Here is a 16,287-nt window from a genome sequence, read left to right as displayed (position 1 = left end):
TCAGGCGGGGAAGACCCGGACCGACCGCGCGGAGGACTCGAACCGCAACTGCTCCAGCGACTCCACGACCACGTCCGCGGCGCCGAGTTCCCCGGCGTCGACGGTGCCCGCGATCCCGACCGCGGTGCACCCCGCGGCCACCGCCGAGGCGATCCCGGCGGGGGCGTCCTCCAGGACGAGGCAGCGGGACGGGTCGACCCCCAGCTCGGCCGCGGCGAGCAGGAAGGGTTCGGGGTGCGGTTTCGGGTGCCGCACCCGGTCGCGGGTGACGAACACGGAGGGCCGCACCAGCCCCGCCGCGGCCAGGCGCGCCCCGGCCACGGAGGTGGTGCCCGAGGTGACGACGGCCCACCGTCCGGTGGGGAGGCGTCCGACCAGCTCCCCGGCCCCCGGGAGGGCGATCACGCCGTCGACGTCCGCGGTCTCGAGCTCCTCGACCCGGGCGAGCGCCCGCGCCGCCTCGGCGGGGGCGAGGAACCGGGCCAGCAGCCCCTCGGCCGGGCGACCGTGGTTGCGCTGCACCGCGTCCCCGGGGATGCCGAACTCCTCCCCCAGCCGGGCCCACGCGCGCAGCACCGCCGGGGTGGAGTCGACGAGGGTGCCGTCGAGGTCGAACAGCACGGCGTCGTAGGAACGTCCGAAGACGGGGTGCCCGGGGTCGAGCGGCGTGAGCGCCCCCAGGGCCAGCGCGGCCCGCGCCTCCTGCTGGCGGGGGTCCAGCAGCACGTCGACCGCGGTGTGCGGGACGCGCGGGGGTGGCGCGACGACCTGCTCGCGGAACCCGTCGCGCAGCTGCCCCCGGGCCGCCCGGCGCCGGGCCAGCACCTCCGGGGAACCCTGCAGGTGGATCACCTCGGGGACGGCGGGGGCGAGGGCTGCGCGCAGGAGCTCCCACTCGGGCCCGCCGCGCAGTTCCGCGGTGAACGGGGCGACGAGCACGACGGAGGACCCGGCGCCCAGCACGTCGCGGGCCGTCTCGCGCAGCGCGGCGTACCGGGCCGCGCGGACGGTCCCCGCGTGCGGGCCGGTGAGCCAGTGCGGGCCGCCCAGCAGGTCCCGCAGGCCGTCGAGCAGGGGCTCGGTCAACGGGTCGAGGTCGAGGACCGCCGCGCCCAGCCGACGGGCCAGGGCCCGGCCGAGGGTGGTCTTGCCGCTCCCGGCCTCCCCGGCGACGACGACCGCGCGGGGCACGCCCGCACCACCTCGACGTTCGCCGGTCACGTCCCTCCCCCTTCGCGGCACGACGTCGGACGACGATCCCTCAGCGGCACGTGTAGCCCCCGTCGACCGGCAGGGCCGCCCCGGTGACCATCGCGGCCCCGTCGCCGAGCAGGAACACGACCGGCCCCGCGACGTCCTCCTCGGTGGCCCAGCGACCCAGCGGCACCGCGGCGAGGAAGGGGTCCCCGATCTCGGGACGACCCCAGTAGGACGCCGACATCGGGGTCATGACCACGGTCGGGTGGACGCTGTTCACCCGGATCCGGTGCGGGCCGAGTTCGAGCGCGGCGACCCGGGTGAGGCTGTCGAGCGCGGACTTCGACGCCGCGTAGGCGGCGTGCCCCGCCAGGGCCACCAGGCTGGCCTGGCTGGAGACGTTCACGATCGCCCCTCCCCGCCCGGCGGCGACCATGGCCCGGGCGACGTGCTGGGTCACCAGCAGGGCCCCGCGGGCGTTCACCGCGACGACCCGGTCGAAGTCGGCGACCCGGACGTCGAGGAGCGGCGCGACGAGCCCGCCGAACCCGGCGCAGTTCACCAGGCCGTCGAACGTCTCGCCGCGCAGGGCGTCGCGGACGGAGTCCTCCACGAGCAGGTCGAACGCCAGCGGACGGGCTCCCGTCTCCCGCACGACCGCCTGCAGGGCCTCGACGCTCCGGTCGGCCGCGACGACCTCCGCCCCCGCCCCGACGAGCCGGCGCACGATCGCGCTGCCGATGCCGCCCGCGGCACCGGTGACGAGGACCGTGCGCCCCGCGAACCCGTCCACGTCAGGCGTGGGCCGAGACCTTGCCGTTGACCGCGTCGGCGAGCTCGAGCAGTCGCGGTAGGGCGCGGTGGGTCAGCAGGTCCTCGCGGACCACCGGGTCCACCGTGAGGCTGTCCTTCCAGAGGGAACGCCCGGCCATGGCGCCGGCGGCGCCGTGGGCGACGGCGATCTCGACCTGGCCGATGAACGTCGCGTGGTCGACCCCGGCGGAGAGGACGGCCCAGGGAACCCCGCGCGCCGCGCCGGTGACGGCGTCCGCGGCCTCGGCCGAACCGGGGTAGGGCAGCTTCAGCACCTTCGCCCCGGCGTCCACCGAGAGGCGGGCGGACTCCACGATCAGCTCCGGGAACTTCACGGCGTACTCCTCCTCGGTCTCGTCGGGGAGGGCGTAGGTGAGGATCTCGACGATCAGCAGGACCCCTTCGGCCTCGCAGTCCCGCACGAGGTCGCGGATCTCCTGGACCGTGCGCGAGTCGGCCCCCTGCCGGTCGGGGCGCAGGTACCAGAGCATCTTGGCGACGTCCCCCCCCATCTCGCGGACCGTCCGCGGGGTGACGCCGGGGATGCGGCAGGTGTGCTTGAGGCCGTCGACGGTCTCGGAGCCCGAGGCGTCCAGACCGACGACCAGGGCCGTCCCCGGGGCGATGACCCCGTCGTCGACGATGGCGGGCAGCGCCGTCTCGGGGTCGAGCAGGATGGCGGGGCCGTTGTTGGCGAGGTAGGTCACGAGGTCGGCCTTGGCCGCCGCGAGCTGTTCGGTGGTGACCGACGCGGCGCCGTCGGGGGCGTCCTTCATCACCGCCTTCATGCTGTTGCGCTGGTCGGCCGCGACGATGAGCACGCGCCCCTGGTCGGTGGTGATGCGCGACAACGCACGTCGCTCGAGGGTGGTCATTTCGTTCACGGCAGGGGTCCTCTCGGAGGGGTGCGACGGTCAGTGGAACTGCGGGACGGCGTGCGGTGACGTCGTCCGGGCGGTGGGTTCCGGAGTGCGGAGCAGGCGGGCCGCGAACCCGGCCGCCCCCAGGGCGGTGTCCTCCTCGCGGCCGGAGAACCGGGGGTCGGGAAGGACCTGGGCCCGGGCGCGCACGACGCTGCGCATCCCCGCCCACCCGCCGGTGAGGACGGTGGAGGTGGCCGGGGTGACCTCACGGTCCATGGCGTCGACGAGCACGGCGAGCTCGTCGTTGCCGTGGCGCAGGACCGCGCCGAACAGTTCGGCCGGGCTCACCCCGTCGGAGTTCACCACCAGCCGGAGGACGCCGTCGTCGTTGCGCGCCCCGGCCACCTCGACCGATCCCTCCGCGAGTTCCCCCGCGAGGGGCAGGGCCATCACGGCGGTGTCGAGCGCGTCGCGCCCGGCGCGGTCGGAGATCCCGGCCAGCTGCAGCGCCCGGCGTTGCAGCAGACCGGTCTTGACCCCCGCGACCAGGACGAAGCGGCCGGGGACGACGTGGCGGACGTGGTTGATGAGGTGTTCCGCCAGACGCACCCTCGCCGCCGGCGGCAGCGGTTCGTCTAGGACCCGCAGCAGGACCTCGGCCGTCCCCAGCGAGGCGTGGTAGCGGTCCCCGGTGGTGGCCCCGCTCGCAATCGCCGAGACGAGGTGGTCGTGACCGGCCACGGTGAGTTCGGCCGCGGCGAAGGCCGGGGGCAGCCAGTCCGCGGTCGCCCGGCCGCGCGGTTCTCCCCCGTCCAGGACGGGCGGCAGGAACCGCGCGCCGACCCCGAGGTGGTCCAGGAGTTCCTCCCAGGGGCGCCCGGTGTCCTGGTCGAGCAGACCGGTGCGCGAGGTGAGGGAGGAGTCCACCCCGACCCTGCCGCCGAGTCCGTGCACGACGTGGTCGGGGAGGTTGAGCCAGCGCAGGCCCCGCAGGTCGAGTCCCTCCGCAGCCAGGTTCGCGATCTTGACGACCGAGACCTGCACGCCGAGCGGCAGTCCGGTCCGCGCCGGGAACTCCGCGCCGAAGCGTTCCCCGAGCGCGACGAGTTGTTCCGCACCGCGCGGGTCGAACCACGCGATCCCCGGCCGGACGGGGGAACCCGCAGCGTCGACCAGGAAACCCGTCTCGCCCATCCCCGAGACGGCCAGGGCGTGGACGCGGGCTCCCCGGGGGAGTTCGTCGGCGACCGCGCGGAGCAGTTCGCGCAGGGTGGCCCACAGCGTCTCGGCCGGTAGTTCCGTGCGACCGCCGACGACCTGGCGCCACGGCGTCGGCCGCTGCCGGACGACGACCGGTCGCAGGTCCTCGTCGGCGACCAGGACCTTCACCCCCGTGCTGCCCAGGTCGATCCCGGCGACCAGCCGGGGGGAGCCGGGTGCGTTCATCGGCTGCTGTACCCGCCGTCGACGGGCAGCGAGACCCCGGTGATCATGGATGCGTCGTCGCTGAGCAGGAACACGATCGGCGCGGCGATCTCGTCCTCGGTCGCCCAGCGGCCCAACGGCATCGCGTCCAGGAACGGCTTCTCGACGTCCTCGCGCCCCCAGTACCAGGCCGACATCGGGGTCATGACGACCGTCGGGTTCACGCTGTTCACGCGGATGCCGTACCGGCCCAGTTCCAGGGCCGACACCCGGGTGATGTTGTCGAGGGCCGCCTTGGACGAGCCGTAGGAGATGTGACCGCTCAACGCCACGAGCGAGGCCTGGCTGGAGACGTTGACGACGGCTCCGCCGCGACCGGCGGCGACCATCGTGCGGGAGGTGTACTTGATGACGAGCAGCGCACCGCGGGCGTTGACGCTGATGACCTTGTCGAAGACGTCGATGTCGGTGTCCATCGGGGTCGCGATCTCTCCGCCGAAACCCCCGCAGTTGACGACGCCGTAGACGTCCAGGCCCTCCAGGGCCGCGCGCACGCTGTCCTCGCTCTCGAGGTCGAACGGCAGACTGCGCGAACCCGTCTCGGCGCCCAGCGCTTCCAACGCCTCGACCGATCGGCCGGCGGCGACGACGTCGGCCCCGGCGGCGACCAGTCGGCGGACCGTGGCCGCACCGATGCCACCGCTGGCCCCCGTCACCAGGACGGGACGCCCGTTCAGATCACTCACGGAGAACCTCTCAGAACACGTGGGGCGCCCGGTGCGGGTCGGTTTCCCGGCCCGCACCGGACGCGATCGGGGGTCGTCAGCAGGACGACTTGTAGAGCGCGGCCTGGCTCTCGGCGGAGTTCAGGTTGTCGGCGGTGATGATGGTGAACCCGGTCTGGATCTTCTTCTCGGTGGCTCCGCCGTCGAGCGCCGCCAGGGCCTGCTCGACCCCGTCCTTCCCGATGGTTCCCGGCTGCTGGGCGATGAGGGCCTGGATGGTGCCGTCCTGCAGGGCCTTGACCTGGTCGGGGCCGGCGTCGAACCCGACGATCTTCACGGCCCCCTGCTTGTCGGCCTGGCGGACACCGGTTGCCGCGCCCTCGGCCCCGAACAGGTTGGTGGCGAAGACGCCGACGATGTCGGGGTCCTTCTGCAGCGCGGAGGTGACCAGCTGGGCGGCCTTCGCGACGTCGTTCTGGGCGTACTGGACGCCGAGGTTCGTGTAGGACGGGTCGGACTTCACCGCGTCGTCGAAACCCTTGGTCCGGGCGTCGGAGGTGCTGATGCCCGGCTGGTTGTCGATGACGAGGACCTTGCCGCCACCGGGGGCGAGTTCCTTGATGGCGTCGAACGCGGCCTTGCCGCCCCCGACGTTGTCGGAGGAGATCTGGGAGACGGCCTTGGAGGGATCGCTCAGGGTGGTGTCGACCAGGACGATCTTGATCCCGGCCGCCGCGGCCTGGTCCAGCGGCGCCTGCATGGCGGTGACGTCGGTCGGTGCGATGAGGATCGCGTCGGGTCCGGCCGCGATGGCCGAGGTGAGGATCGGGGTCTGCAGGGTGGGGTCGAACTTCTGCGGGCCCTGGGTGTCCAGGCTGGCCCCGGCGGCCTTGGCGGCCGCCTCGGCTGAGCACTGCATGGAGATGTAGAAGTTGTCGCCGGCCACGCCCTGGATGAACGTGATCTTCTTGGCCGAGTCACCACTGCCCCCGGACCCGGTGCTCGCGGGTTCGGCTGCCCCGCAGGCGCTCACCCCGAGGGTGAGGGCGGCGAGGAGGCTGAGGGGGAGAACGGCGCTGTTCCTGGTCACTTCAGTTTCCCTTCGAGGATCCCCGCCCGAACCGGGCGAGGGGTGAACGGCGGGCTCCCCCGGAGCGCGCCTTGGCGCGACGCTGCTGGTCGAGCCAGACGGCGGCGATGAGGACGATCCCGACCACGACCTGCTGCCAGAAGGGCTGGACGCCGACGATGACGAAACCGCTCTGCAGGGTGGTGGGGATGAACAGGCCGACGATGGTCCCGAAGACGGAGCCGTAACCGCCGAAGAGGCTGGTCCCGCCGATGACGACGCCGGCGATGACGTTGAGGTTCGTGTTGGACTGCCCGCCGATGGTGGTCGACTGGAAGAACGAGAGGTTCAGGATCCCGGCGAACCCGGCCAGGAGCCCGGCCAGCGCGTACACCCTGACGGTCTGGCGGTCGACCTTGACCCCGGTGCGGCGGCCGGCTTCGGCGTTCGACCCGACCGCGAAGGTGTGGAGACCGAACCGGGTGCGGTGCAACAGGACCGCGCCGATGACGACTACGACGGCCGCGACCACCGAGAGCACCGGGACCTGGCCGAACACGTTGCCGAAGCCCACGGTGTCCACGAGCACCTTCGGCGCGGCGCGCAGGTCGACACCGCCGGTGATGATCTGCGCGAAACCCAGGGCCGCACCGAAGGTCCCGAGGGTGACGATGAGCGGCGGCACCTTCGCCCGGGCGATGAGGACGCCGTTGACGACTCCCCAGAACAGACCGGCCGCGAGGGCGACGAGCGCCCCGAGGAACGCGACCCCCCACCCCTGACCGCCGGCCGCGACCATGACCTTGCTGGCCACCACTCCGGAGAACACCAGGACGCTGCCGACGGAGAGGTCGATCCCGCCGGTGATGATGACGAAGGTCATGCCGACGCCGAGGACGGCGAGGATCGAGGTGTTGATGACGATGCTGCGGATGTTGAAGCCGGACAGGAACGCGTGCGGGGCGAGCGTCCCGAAGGCCACGACGATGACGAGGAGGATGAGGACGATCTGCAGCGCCTGGGCCTTGAACACCCCGCGCAGCCGTCGTCCGTGGCTGTTCTCGGTCCCGGGTCCACGGGTCACGCTCGGTGTGGTGGTCACGGGGGTCGCCTCCCGGCGGGTTCCGGTGCTCACGCGGCGTCCCTCTCGTCCAGGGCGCCCGTCATGGCCCCCACGAGTTCCTCCACGCTGCTGGTCGATCCCTGGTAGGTCGCGACGCGACGGCCGTGGCGCATGACCTGGACGCGGTCGGACACCTCGAGGACGTGGGGCATCGAGTGGCTGATGAACACCACGCCGATCCCCTCGTCGCGCACGCGCCGGATCAGGTCGAGGACCCCCTTGGTCTGCACGACCCCCAGGGCGGCGGTGGGCTCGTCGAGGAAGATCACCTTGCTGGCCCAGGCTGCGGCCCGGGCCACGGCGATCGACTGCTTCTGCCCGCCGGACATGGCCCCGATCGACCCGGAGAAGTCCCGGACCGTGGAACCCAGGCTCGCGAACGTCCGCTTCCCCGCCTCGCGCATGGCCGGGGTGTCCATGAACCCCAACCTGCCGAGCAGTCCACCGCGCATGACCTCGCGGCCCAGGTAGAGGTTCTGGATCGGGTCCAGGTGCGGGGCGAGGGCCAGGTCCTGGAAGACCGTCTCGATGCCCAGGGCCCGCGCCTCGATCGGGGTCGACAGCCGGACGGGCCGTCCCTCGAACTCGATCTCGCCGCCGTCGGCCTGCTCGCTGCCGGAGAGCATCCGCACGAGGGTGGACTTGCCGGCCCCGTTGTCGCCGATGAGGGCGACCACCTCACCGGCGTCCACCTCGAAGTCCGCGCCCTGCAAGGCCTTCACCTGCCCGTACTGCTTCTCCAGACCAGTGGCCCGCAGCAGTGGTCCTGCCATCTCGCACTCCTTCGTGGTGCTGCTCGCAGTGGAAGCTTGCGAGCCATGACATCGGTGTCATCACGGCGTGCGGGAAGTTCACCAGGCCATGTCACCGGTGTCAAGCCCCTGGAACGGGGTTCACCGTCAGGCGCCGGGGGTCACCCAGAGCAAGGTGCCCGCCCCGTCGGGCCGCGAGGCGGGGAAGAGACCGCCCTCGAGGTCCACCGGGCGGCACGAGCTGCGTTCGAGCAGGCGGACCGGCAGCGTCGTGCTCACCGGCGCCCCGTCCTCCACGCCGTCCAGACGCCGGACGGCGCGCTCGGCCGCGAGACGTCCCAGGGCGTCGGGGTCCTGGTCCACGACCGTGAGAGCGGGCGAGAGCATCGACGCCATCGGGAAGTCCCCGAACCCCGCGATCGAGAGCCGGCTCCCCGCGAGCGCGGGGACCAGGAACATGCTGGTCTGCGCGTCCGAGGAGAACACCGCCGTCGGCGCGTCGGCGAGACCGACGAGGCGGGCGACGGTCGCCCACGCCCCCTCCCGGCTCGTGGCGCCGTTCACGACGAGTTCGGGACGGAACGCGATCCCCGCCTCGGCGAGGGCGGCGCGGTAACCGCTCAGGCGGTTCACGGTCGTGGAGACGTCCAGGGAGTTCCCCACGAAGGCGACCCCGTCGTGCCCGTGTTCCAGCAGGTGCCGCGTCGCGGCCCGCGCCCCGCCGAAGTCGTCCTCGATGAAGCAGTCCGCGTCCAGACCCTGCGGCGGACGGTCGACGAAGACCAGCGCCACCTTCTCCGACCACCGCCGCAGGTAACTCTGGTCCGGTGCCGTGGGCGCCATGACGAGGGCCCCCAACTGCCTGCGCAGCAAGGCTTCCACCACTTCCGGCTCCTTGCTGGGATCGGGCCCCAGACTGGACACGAGGACCGACATGTCGTACCCCGCCGCCACCGTCTCCACGGCCTTGGCCAACGAGGAGAAGAACGGGTCGGCGATGTTCGGGACGGCGACGCCGATCACCGGGGAGCGACCGTCGCGGAACGTGCGGGCCAGGGTGTTCGGCGTGTAGTTCAGCTGCGCCAGCGCCTCCTCGACCCGCTGACGGGTCTCCGGCAGGACGTGCGGGTCGTCGTTGAAGACACGCGAAACCGTCTTGACGCTCACCTGCGCCTGACGCGCGACGTCACGCATGGTGCTCATCGCACCAGTCTGGCCGAGCGTGACACCGGTGACAAACCTCCCGGAGTTCTCAGCCGGAGTTCTCGGTACGGCCTCACCCCGTGGGGGGCAGCACGTCCACGCCGGCACCGTCGTGGTCCCCGGCGACGACCGTCCGGTCGCGCCCGGTCCGCTTCGCCCAGTAGAGCGCGGCGTCGGCGCGGGCCAGGACGGCGGGCGGGACCTCGGAGCGGTCCCAGGTCGCGACGCCGATCGAGCAGGTCTGCCCGTGCGGGACGGCCTCGTGCACGGCGCGCAGCACGGCGACGGCGGCGTCGGCGTCCAGTCCGGGCAGCAGCAGCGTGAACTCCTCCCCGCCCCAGCGGGCCAGGAACACCCCCGGCAGGGCGCGCTGCCAGGCGCGGGCGACCGCGACGAGGAAGTCGTCGCCGCCCTCGTGGCCGTGGGTGTCGTTGTAGGCCTTGAAGTGGTCGAGGTCGACGATGGCCACGGTGAGGGGCAGGCGCGGGTCGCCGCCGGCGCGGGTGAAGACGTGGTCGACCTCGGCGTTCCAGGCGCGGCGGTTGGACAGGCCGGTCAGCGGGTCGGTGCCCGCCTGGCGGGCCACGACGACGGCCTGCCCGCGCAGGATCCGCAGCAGGTCCGCGACGCGGACCAGGACCAGGGCGACGACGACGAGGGTGGCCAGGCCCAGCGTGAGCCCGTGGTCCTGGTCCTTCGGCAGCAGGTGCTCGACGACGAGGGCCGCCGGCGGCAGCAGCGCGGCGACGGCCAGCAGCGGCAGCCGCACCAGCTCCGGTTCGGTGCGGCGCTCGAGCGGCGGGTGGCCCAGGACGGCCGCGGAGGGGTCGCGCCCGGCGGCGGCGACGCAGCCGTAGAACACCAGCCACAGCACTCGCACCCACCGCGGGGCGCCGTCCTGGCCCACCGCGGTGAGGACGGCGAAGGTGACGTCGGCGGCGACGCTGGCGCTCAGACCCGCGGCCAGCAGCCAGAACGCGCGGGGCCGGCTGCTGCGCCAGCCGGTGACGCGCACCAGCAGGAACACCACGGCGACGTCGCACAGCGGGTAGGCGGCGGCGACCAGGCGGGCGGCCAGGTGCCCCTGGCCGGCGAAGGCGGGCAGCACGGTGTAGACGACGAAGAGCAGGGCGGTGCTGGTCGTCACGACGACGGTGTCCAGCAGCGCCCCGCCCCGCACACCCCCGCGCGGGGCGGGCAGCAGGCCCAGCACCGAGACGAACAGCAGGACCTGGGCGAGGAGGAACAGCGCGTCGGCGCTGGTGGGGAACGCCACCCGACCGTCCCAGCGCTGGGCCACGGAGACGCTCTCCCCCAGGGCGAAGAGCAGCTGCGTCGCGACCAGCGGCCGCCACGCACGCAGCGCGGGGGAGGTCGCGACGGCGTGGAGGAGCACCAGCGCGGAGCACCAGACCAGGACGGCGTAGCCGACCAGCTCCGCCCGCCCGCCCGGCAGCAGCACGTACCCGACGACGAGGACGCCGGCGCCGGCGAGGACGGGCCCGCCGCGACGGGGGCTCACGCGGGCACCGGCGGGACGGGGACCGCAGTCCGGAGCAGCTGGCGCGCGGTGCGGGTGGCGGCCGCGACGGCGGCGTCGCGCAGGACCGGGCTGAGCTCCTGCTGCGGTTCGCGCCACACGCAGGACAGCACGTGGCTCACCCCGTCGTCGGCGACGACGGGGACGGTGAGCACCGACCCCACCCCGACCCGACGGGCCAGCTCGGCGGCGATGACGGTGCTGGTCGCCGCGTCCGGCACCCACACCGGGCGCCCGGTGGTGATCGAGCGGGCCACGGCGCTGCGCCCGTCGGCGTCGAAGCCGATCGCGCCGACCAGGGCCGGGTCGACGTCACCGCGGTGGCCCAGCAGCTCCCAGCGTCCGCCCGGGCAGACGGGGCGCACGACGAAGCTGAAGTCGGGGGCGAGCAGGTCGTGCACGGCCGCCCCGAAGCCCAGCACGAGGCGCTGCTCGTCGGAGGTGCCCTCCAGCTCGGCCATCGTCTGCAGCAGCTCGTGGACGCGGTCGAGCTGACCGGCGGCGTCGACCCCGGCGAGGTGGTCGGCGACGAGGCGCGCGAGGGCCTGCAACTGGGTGCGCTGGAGGCAGGTGAGGGGCAGCGGCCGGTCGTCGTAGGCGCAGAGGACGCCGAGGACCCGTCCGGCGGGGTCGGCGACGGGGGCGCCGACGTAGTGCTGGACCCCGGCGGCGGCGGCGGCCCCGCCCGCGGTGCGCGGGTCGGTCGAGGGGTCGAACTGGAGGACGTCGCGCTGCTGGGCCGTCCACGCGCAGGGCGTCCCGTCGCGGGGTACGACGTCCCGCTCGTGGCCGTGGGGGGCCAGCAGGTGCACGTGCTCCTCGGTGACGACGTTGAAGCTGGCGAACCTCGTTCCGCAGACGGAGGCGGCCAGCGCGGTCACGCTGCGCAGCAGACCCTGGGAACGGACCGTGGCGGCCAGGACGGCGTGCGCGAGGCGGACCCGCTCCCCCTCGTCGACCCCCCGGGGGGCCGGCACCGGCTCCCCGCCGGTCCCACCCTCCAGCGCGCTGGGCGGCGCGGGGAGCGCGGCGAAGACCTCCTCCGCCGGGACGGGGCGGGCGAAGTGGAAGCCCTGGAGGACGTCGGCGCCGAGGCCGCGGATCAGGTCGGCGGTGCGGGCGTCCTCCACGCCCTCGGCGACGACCTCCATCGACAGCCGGTGGGCGAGGTCGACCAGGGTGCGGACGATGGCGGCGTCGGCGGGGGCCTGCGGGGCGGCGGCGACGAAGGAGCGGTCGACCTTGAGCTCGTCGGCCTCGAGCTGGCGCAGCATCGTCAGCGACGTGTAGCCGGTGCCGAAGTCGTCCAGGGAGATGCGGGCGCCGGCCTCGCGCAGGGTGGCGAGCACGGTGGCGGCACCCGCGGGGTCGGCCAGCAGCGCGCTCTCGGTGACCTCCAGGGTCAGGACGCCGCGCTCCAGCCCGTGCTCGGCGATCAGCCGGCGCACGTCCTCGACCAGGGTGGGGTCGGCGAGCACGACCGGGGAGACGTTGACCGACACCCCGACGTCGCGGCCGGCGGCGCGCCAGGCGGCGCACTGGGCGACGGCGGTGCGCAGCACCCAGCGGGTGAGGCCGACGATGGCCTGGCTGCGTTCGGCGAGGGGGATGAACGCGCCCGGGCCGAGCAGCCCGCGTTCGGGGTGCTGCCAGCGCACGAGGGCCTCCACGCCGACGGTCCGGCCGGTACCGGCGGTGACCAGGCGCTGGTAGTGCACCCGCAGCTGGCCCGCTTCGACCGCGGCGGGCAGCTCGGCGTGCAGGCGCAGGGCGTCGGCGTCGAAGACGGCCTCGCCGCCGCTGACGGCGACGCGCTGCTGGTCGGCCGCGGCGCGCACGGCGGCCACGTCGGCCAGGGCGAGCAGGTCCTCGATGGCGCGGCCGTGCTCGGGGGCGCAGGCCACGCCGATCGAGACGTCGGGGCGCACCTGCAGGCCCCGGCCCGGGCCGGCTCCGGCCAGGACGACGGGGGCGAGCAGCACCTCGCTCAGGTCGCGACCCGCCTCGGCGCCCGTCGTGGCGGCAGCGCCGGGGTCGGCGGGACGCACGACGGCCAGGGAGTCCAGGTCGATGCGGGCGACGACCGCCCCGGGCAGCGCAGCGGCGCGGCGTGCGCACTCGGCCAGGACCTCCTCGGCGGCGGCGGGCCCCAGGGCCAGGCGCAGGTCGCGCAGGTCGTCGACGTGGACGACGCTCACCGTCGCCCGCCCGTCGAGGCCGTCGTCCTCCTGCAGCCGTCGGGCGCAGCTCTCGAGCAGGCCGGTGCGGTTGAGCAGGTCGGAGCCGCCGTCGTGGCGGGCGCGCCGGGCGGCCAGCCGCAGCAGCGAGCGCACGCCGAGGACGGGGACGACGGTCGTGACGGGCAGCACCAGCAGCCAGCCGAGCACCTGGCCGGGGTGCCCGGAGGCGAGGAGCGCGGTGGGCAGCAGCACGAACGGCAGCGCGGTGGCGGCGACGAGGGCCCGTCCCGAGCGCAGGAAGGGGATGTGCGAGGCGGTGGCGCAGTAGAGGGCGACGAGGACGCCGACCCCGGGCGAGCCGTCGGCGGCGTAGACGCCGACGGAGGTGCACAGGGCCGCGCCGACGATGGCGGTGCGGGGACCGGCCATCGGCCAGGCGGGCACCAGCAGCAGCCCGAGCCCGCTGAGCACCCCGAGCGCGGCGACGACGAGGACCGGACCGTCGTGCACGCCGGGCCAGACGGGCAGCAGCGCGACGGAGGCGCTGACGAGGCTGGTCAGCAGGTACCCGACGGCGACCACGCGCCGCTCGGGCCCGTCGGCGCCGAGGTCGAGGGCGCGCGCGGGCGGCTGGCTGATCACCTTCTGGACATCGGGGCGGCCCGTCGCGGACTCCATGCGCCGACCGGGTGAGCGGTGGTCCGGGACCCGCCCGTGACCGACCGGGGTGGGGGGCGCTCAGGCCCCGGCACCGGCCCGCAGTCGTTCCAGCCACCCCTGGGCCGTGGTGAAGTCCTCCTCGCTCGGACCGTCGCCGACGACGGTGCGACCCCCGTCGGAGCGCGGGTAGCTGCCGAGGAAGCGGACCTGCTCGCAGACGCGGTGCAACCCCATGAGGGCCTCCCCGACGCGGGCGTCGGTGACGTGGCCGTCGCAGTCGATGGAGAAGCAGTACCGACCGAGCGCGTCACCGGAGGGACGCGACTCGATCCGGGTGAGGTTGATCCCGCGGGTGACGAACTGCTCGAGGGCCTCGACGAGCGCACCCGGGCGTTCCTCGCGCAGGAAGACCACGAGGGACGTCTTGTCCTGGCCCGTCGGGGCGGGCAGCTCGCCCACGCCCGGGCGGGAGAGCAGGACGAAGCGGGTCTGGGCGCCGTCGCGGTCCTCGATCCGCTCGGCGAGCACGTCGAGCCCGAGGCTCTCCGCGGCGAAGGGCGCGCAGATGGCGCCCTCGAACCCGGCGGGCTCCCCGCCCGCGAGTTCGTCGGCCAGCGCCTGCGCGGACGCGGCCGTCGACGTCGCCGGGACGTAGAGGGCGTCGGGCAGGTGGGTGTGCAGCCACTTGCGCACCTGGGCGTGGGCGTGGGAGTGCGTGCTCACCCGACGGACGTCCTCGAGGCGCACCCCCGGCTTGACCGCCAGCACGAAGGAGACGGCGAGGACGACCTCCGCGACGACGACCAGCGGGTCACCGACGGCGAGGCCGTCGAGGGTGGCGGGCACGCCACCCTCGACGGAGTTCTCGATCGGCACGCAGCCGACGTCGGCGGCCCCGCTGCGGACCGCCTCGATCGTCGCGTCGACGCTGGGCATCGCGACCGCGGGGACGTCGGCGACGACGGTCCGCAGGGCCGCTTCGGAGAAGGTCCCGACGGGACCGAAGAACGCGTAGCGCAGCACGGTGCTGCACAGTAGCGTCTCGCCCCCCGGCGCTGGAGGGCTCGACGCCGCGGGGTCAGCCCGCCTTGCGCAGCTTGCGGCGCTCGGTGCGTTCGCTCCAGATCGTGTCCCGCTGGTCCTCGGTCAGGCCGCCCCAGACCCCGTAGTTCTCACGGTGGGTGAGGACGTGCTGCCGGCACTGGCGCAGGACCGGGCATTCGGCGCAGACGGCGAGCGCCGCTGCGTCGCGGTGCTGGCGGGCGGCTCCCCGCTCCAGCTCCGGGTGGAAGAAGAGCTCTGGATCAGCCTCGCGGCAGGAACCCAGGAGCTGCCACTCCCAAGCGTCGATCGTCGGCCGCAGGCCTCGACTCGTCTCGCTCACGGAATCCCCCCTAGGTGTGTGGTGCTCGACGTGACGCCACGTGCTCGTCACGTGGACGTGTCTTGCCCCAAGGGTTCGTAACCTAAACGCTATGCGACCGATCCGTCACTACCTGTGATTGACGTTCGGCGTGTCGCGCCACCAACAGCCACATCACCGGCAGTGACAGACAGGCCCACCAGAGGTCCCCGTTCTGCACGAGACGGGCCACCGGCGTCGGCACGCTGCGCGAGGCCAGCAGGTTCGCCCCCCACCACGGCCACGCGATCCACAGCAGCAGCAGACCGACCGCAGCGGCCACCGCCCGCCGCCGGACCCGGCCGTCCCCGACGACCGCGCCGAGCACGACGACCCCCCACAGCAGGTGGTGCAGCCACGACACCGGCGAGACGAGGATCGCGACCATCCCGCAGGCCGCGACCTCCCCGACCAGCGAACCGCGCCGGTGCATCGCCCGGGCCAGGGAGTACCCCGCGACCGCGGCCACCAGCGCCAGGAGACCCCACACCGCCGTGCTCGCCCCGTCGGAGAGGTAGAGGCGCAGCACGAACCCGCGCAGCGACTGGTTCGACGACCCCGCGTTCGGCCCGAGCCGGTCGGAGTTCAGCAACGCCGACGTCCAGAACTCCAACGACCCCTCGGGGGCCACGAAGAACGTCGCGACCGTCACCCCGACCGCGGCCAGCACCGCGTTGCGCAGCTCCCGCCACTGCCTCGTCACGACGAAGTGGACGAGGAAGACCCCCGGGGTCAGCTTGATCGCGACCGCGATCCCGACCAGCGCCCCGCGCGGCCAGCGGATCGTGAACCGGCCCACCCGCAGCCCGTCGGTCCCCTTCACGAGGTCGAGCAGGCACAGCGTCACCAGGATCGCGTTGACCTGACCGAAGCGGATGTTCTCCCCCACCGGGGAGATCCACACGCACAGCGCCGCGACGACCCCGTGCGCGAGCCCCGTGAAGCGACCGGCCCGCACCAGCAGCGGCCGGAACGCCATCCCCACGATCGCGTAGAGCAGCCCGAGCTGGACACCCGTCCACACCCACCCCGCCACGGCCCAGGGCAGCAGCGCCAACGGGATCGACAGCACCGCCGAGAACGTCGGGTAGGTGAACGGCAGCAGCTGCGGGACCTCGGTCTCGAAGGTGTAGACCGGACGCCCCAGCAGCAGCGACCGCCCGGCCTCCCGGTACACCTCGAGGTCGACCTGCCACTGGTCGTCGGGGTAGGCGATCAGGTAGCGGTGGACGATGGGCGCGGCCGCGACGAGCAGGACGAGCACCCCGACCCACCGCCACAGCGCAGCACCGTTCCGCGGGGTCGCCTCGCTCAGCACGCCCCGATCCTCCCCCA

The 16,287-nt window shown here is 73.9% G+C and carries 14 protein-coding genes; all 14 read right to left on the bottom strand.

Annotated elements, in window-relative coordinates:
- Entirely contained in the window at nucleotides 1-1,191 is a 1,191-nt protein-coding gene (locus OG218_RS15650; protein WP_328294157.1) for an HAD-IA family hydrolase, read from the bottom strand.
- A 70-nt stretch (nucleotides 1,192-1,261) separates the two neighbouring features.
- The gene (locus OG218_RS15645) at nucleotides 1,262-1,990 is read right to left on the bottom strand and encodes an SDR family oxidoreductase (RefSeq protein WP_328294156.1); all 729 of its coding nucleotides are present in this window, start codon (nucleotides 1,988-1,990) and stop codon (nucleotides 1,262-1,264) included.
- Between the two features lies 1 nt (nucleotide 1,991).
- Complete coding sequence (locus tag OG218_RS15640; RefSeq protein ID WP_328296248.1) at nucleotides 1,992-2,885, bottom strand: hypothetical protein; 894 nt, start codon at nucleotides 2,883-2,885, stop codon at nucleotides 1,992-1,994.
- Nucleotides 2,886-2,924: 39 nt separating this feature from the next.
- Entirely contained in the window at nucleotides 2,925-4,319 is a 1,395-nt protein-coding gene (locus tag OG218_RS15635; RefSeq protein ID WP_328294155.1) for an FGGY-family carbohydrate kinase, read from the bottom strand.
- Entirely contained in the window at nucleotides 4,316-5,044 is a 729-nt protein-coding gene (locus OG218_RS15630) for an SDR family oxidoreductase (RefSeq protein WP_328294154.1), read from the bottom strand. The genes OG218_RS15635 and OG218_RS15630 overlap by 4 nt, the downstream gene beginning before the upstream one ends.
- Nucleotides 5,045-5,120: 76 nt before the next feature.
- Nucleotides 5,121-6,113, bottom strand: coding sequence for an ABC transporter substrate-binding protein (locus OG218_RS15625; RefSeq protein ID WP_328294153.1), 993 nt, complete (start codon nucleotides 6,111-6,113; stop codon nucleotides 5,121-5,123).
- A 1-nt stretch (nucleotide 6,114) separates the two neighbouring features.
- The gene (locus OG218_RS15620; RefSeq protein ID WP_328294152.1) at nucleotides 6,115-7,227 is read right to left on the bottom strand and encodes an ABC transporter permease; all 1,113 of its coding nucleotides are present in this window, start codon (nucleotides 7,225-7,227) and stop codon (nucleotides 6,115-6,117) included.
- Nucleotides 7,224-7,988, bottom strand: coding sequence for an ATP-binding cassette domain-containing protein (locus OG218_RS15615; RefSeq protein WP_328294151.1), 765 nt, complete (start codon nucleotides 7,986-7,988; stop codon nucleotides 7,224-7,226). Before OG218_RS15615 ends, OG218_RS15620 begins: the two co-directional genes overlap by 4 nt.
- 126 nt (nucleotides 7,989-8,114) lie before the next feature.
- On the bottom strand, nucleotides 8,115-9,170 hold the full coding sequence (locus tag OG218_RS15610) for a LacI family DNA-binding transcriptional regulator (protein ID WP_328294150.1): 1,056 nt from the start codon (nucleotides 9,168-9,170) through the stop codon (nucleotides 8,115-8,117).
- Between the two features lie 73 nt (nucleotides 9,171-9,243).
- Entirely contained in the window at nucleotides 9,244-10,692 is a 1,449-nt protein-coding gene (locus OG218_RS15605; RefSeq protein WP_328294149.1) for a GGDEF domain-containing protein, read from the bottom strand.
- Nucleotides 10,689-13,568 (bottom strand): EAL domain-containing protein, encoded by a 2,880-nt coding sequence (locus OG218_RS15600; RefSeq protein WP_328294148.1) that lies wholly within the window; start codon nucleotides 13,566-13,568, stop codon nucleotides 10,689-10,691. Before OG218_RS15600 ends, OG218_RS15605 begins: the two co-directional genes overlap by 4 nt.
- A gap of 60 nt (nucleotides 13,569-13,628) precedes the next feature.
- The gene (gene pheA, locus OG218_RS15595) at nucleotides 13,629-14,573 is read right to left on the bottom strand and encodes a prephenate dehydratase (protein ID WP_328294147.1); all 945 of its coding nucleotides are present in this window, start codon (nucleotides 14,571-14,573) and stop codon (nucleotides 13,629-13,631) included.
- Nucleotides 14,574-14,628: 55 nt separating this feature from the next.
- Nucleotides 14,629-14,934, bottom strand: a complete 306-nt coding sequence (locus OG218_RS15590; RefSeq protein WP_380159176.1) for a WhiB family transcriptional regulator — start codon at nucleotides 14,932-14,934, stop codon at nucleotides 14,629-14,631.
- An 82-nt stretch (nucleotides 14,935-15,016) separates the two neighbouring features.
- Nucleotides 15,017-16,270 carry a glycosyltransferase 87 family protein gene (locus OG218_RS15585; RefSeq protein WP_328294146.1) on the bottom strand — a complete coding sequence of 418 codons (1,254 nt, stop codon included), beginning with the start codon at nucleotides 16,268-16,270 and terminating at the stop codon, nucleotides 15,017-15,019.
- Nucleotides 16,271-16,287: the final 17 nt, after the last annotated feature.

Origin of the sequence: Kineococcus sp. NBC_00420 (assembly GCF_036021035.1) — a bacterium.
Lineage (GTDB): Bacteria > Actinomycetota > Actinomycetes > Actinomycetales > Kineococcaceae > Kineococcus.
The sequence above is the reverse complement of the archived record's forward strand: the minus strand, read 5'-3'. Positions and strand labels throughout refer to the sequence as shown.

What these genes read in the sequence shown, in the direction of transcription:
- OG218_RS15615 (WP_328294151.1), bottom strand. Translation starts at nt 7,988, where the DNA reads ATGGCAGGACCACTGCTGCGGGCCACTGGTCTGGAGAAGCAGTACGGG.
- OG218_RS15600 (WP_328294148.1), bottom strand. Translation starts at nt 13,568, where the DNA reads ATGGAGTCCGCGACGGGCCGCCCCGATGTCCAGAAGGTGATCAGCCAG.
- OG218_RS15610 (WP_328294150.1), bottom strand. Translation starts at nt 9,170, where the DNA reads ATGAGCACCATGCGTGACGTCGCGCGTCAGGCGCAGGTGAGCGTCAAG.
- OG218_RS15635 (WP_328294155.1), bottom strand. Translation starts at nt 4,319, where the DNA reads ATGAACGCACCCGGCTCCCCCCGGCTGGTCGCCGGGATCGACCTGGGC.
- OG218_RS15640 (WP_328296248.1), bottom strand. Translation starts at nt 2,885, where the DNA reads ATGACCACCCTCGAGCGACGTGCGTTGTCGCGCATCACCACCGACCAG.